This is a genomic window from Pseudoalteromonas sp. SR44-5, from assembly GCF_014163675.1.
In the GTDB taxonomy this organism is placed as follows: Bacteria; Pseudomonadota; Gammaproteobacteria; order Enterobacterales; family Alteromonadaceae; genus Pseudoalteromonas; species Pseudoalteromonas rhizosphaerae.
Map to the genome: position 1 here is coordinate 1 of NZ_JACJDT010000112.1, position 1,563 is coordinate 1,563.

3 protein-coding genes and 1 pseudogene are annotated in these 1,563 nt (G+C 40.4%); all 4 read left to right on the forward strand.

All coding sequences use genetic code 11. From position 1 onward, the window contains the following. Positions 1-235, forward strand: a pseudogene (locus H5154_RS22650) (hypothetical protein); the annotation flags it as partial. A gap of 31 nt (positions 236-266) precedes the next feature. After that, complete coding sequence (locus H5154_RS22655) at positions 267-602, forward strand: DUF600 domain-containing protein (protein ID WP_182719716.1); 336 nt, start codon at positions 267-269, stop codon at positions 600-602. A 224-nt stretch (positions 603-826) separates the two neighbouring features. Next, complete coding sequence (locus tag H5154_RS22660; protein ID WP_182719718.1) at positions 827-976, forward strand: hypothetical protein; 150 nt, start codon at positions 827-829, stop codon at positions 974-976. A gap of 7 nt (positions 977-983) precedes the next feature. After that, a partial coding sequence (locus H5154_RS22665) for a GAD-like domain-containing protein (protein ID WP_182719717.1) occupies positions 984-1,563 on the forward strand: 580 nt, incomplete at its 3' end.

The window sequence follows — 1,563 nt, forward strand, 5'->3', positions numbered from 1 at the left end:
CACTTTCGGCTTTTTCCCAGCCGATATGGTGAAAGATTTATATGACATAATGCAACAAGAATATAGCTTCGATATTGATAGCTTAGAGGGGCAGAACATAATCGCTGAAATTGAAAAGGATGGAGTTGATGAAGTAAACCCCGAAGCCTATGACCTCGTTCGAGACAAGTACTTTGTAACCTTTAGAGATGCGGCTGAGCAAGGTAAATCAATCGTCGTACTCATTGAGCAATAATTAACTATATAGAAAGCGCTAAGGACAGCATATGCAACCAAATATTAAAAACATCTCGCATCACCTAGGTCAGTACCTTTATCAGCAAATAAAAGAGCCGTGGCTTGAAGCACAACTTATTTTAAACTGCGAAGATGAAAGCGAGCTTGAATGCAAAGATCATTATCAAACTGCTGCTGATACAAGCGAACAGCCGATTACCGTGACAGACGAGATAGTCGATTTATTCAACACCCTATTTGTGAATGCCACTAAACACCAACCAGAAAACTGGACGCGCGCCATTTTTACCATTAATCGCCAAGGCCAATTTAATCTCAATTTTGAGCGTGAAAATACCGTTCATGAAGTAATCACAGCGCAGTAAATGTACTCATTGATAACTTGAATTCAAGTAAAAATAACCCCGCTTTTTAACAACATGGATGTTGTAAGGCTGAGCGCTAGAATCGTTTAAGATTAGTGTTTAGCCATACATTTTTGCGTGCCTGCACAACACATCCACAGACACCATTTAGCTGTTAGTTATGCACTCTCATTCCGCTCGCTTCAACATGGTAACGACCATTGCAACGGCTCTTTAGGTCCGCAGTGGGCCAAAGCAGAGCTATAGGAAGTAAAAAAGGGGATAAAACACGCGTGCAATTAATGGATGAGCAAGTTGAAAAAGCATTTAAAAAACATGGCCCAGATGCTAAGTTGAACATTCAACTTGAGCGCTGCCCGTTAAATAAAAAGTAGAGAGCCCATGATAGAAACGAATGATGACGCCTTAGATTATTTTCTAAGCAAATTTAGGCAACCAACAACAACTGTACCCGCGACTACCGCTGATATAGAAGCGTATCGAGGGAAACTGCCTGACCAGCTACTTGAATACTGGCAAATACTCGGTTTCAGCGGCTTTGCCGATGGTTTATTTTGGCTGACAAATCCAGCGGATTATCAAGACATTCTTGACCGATTTTTAGAAGACACCCCGTTTGAGCACGACGATATTTATTATGTTATAGCGCGTAATGCCTGGGGCAATTTAAAACTCTACGGTGAGAAAACCGGACATTCTGTGGAAATCAGCCCTTACCTTAATTGGATGCGGACTAAGCAAGGAAATGAACAAGATATTAAAGCAGGTAAAACTGAGCGGACAATAAAAAATTTTATAGCATTTCAAAGCCCTGAGCGACTTGATATTAAAAACAACCAAAAGAAACCACTTTTCCCTGCGGCATTAAAAAAATATGGCCCACTCAATGCTAATGAAGTGTACGGCTTTGCGCCATTTTTATTTATGGGTGGCGAGAAAAAAATCAAGAATATTGAAAAGT

Excerpts from the sequence above, each read along its gene's own strand:
- H5154_RS22655 (WP_182719716.1), top strand. The coding sequence starts at position 267 with ATGCAACCAAATATTAAAAACATCTCGCATCACCTAGGTCAGTACCTT.